The 390-nt window shown below is 67.9% G+C and carries 1 protein-coding gene; it reads right to left on the bottom strand.

The window, feature by feature from the left end; translation table 11 throughout:
- Nucleotides 1–68: 68 nt before the first annotated feature.
- The coding region (locus ADL29_RS11085; protein ID WP_157878452.1) for a hypothetical protein at nt 69–390 on the bottom strand (322 nt) is incomplete at its 5' end.

Genomic DNA, 390 nt, shown 5'->3' with positions numbered 1-390 from the left:
CTCGTAGATGGTGGTCGGCTCCCAACCGTCGAACCGGCGCGGCGAGATGCCCAGCCGCTCCGCCGCCTCTACGCGGGCGCGGAGACCCGGAGAATCCGCGAGGCGTCTGGCGAGAAAGGGATATCGAGGTCCTCGCGGTTCAGACCCCACGCGGCGTCGGCAAGCCGGTCGTACTGGCGGTCGGTGAGCTTCCCTTCTTCTATCTCGTCTTCCCTACCCTCGGCTGTCAGGCGGGCGCGCTCCGCCTCACTGTCGCCGAGCAGAACGCGCCAGTCGTCATCGTCCAGGCCCACCGCACTGGCCCTGATCAGGGCGTCGAAGAACGTGGTGACGTTGACGCCGAGGTACTTGTCCTGTTCGACCAGCCCGCCGGACTCCGGATCCCTGCGC

The sequence above is a fragment of the Streptomyces chattanoogensis genome, from assembly GCF_001294335.1.
GTDB classification, from domain to species: Bacteria; Actinomycetota; Actinomycetes; order Streptomycetales; family Streptomycetaceae; genus Streptomyces; species Streptomyces chattanoogensis.
Note: the sequence above shows the minus strand (reverse complement) of the source record. Positions and strands in the feature narration are given on the sequence as shown.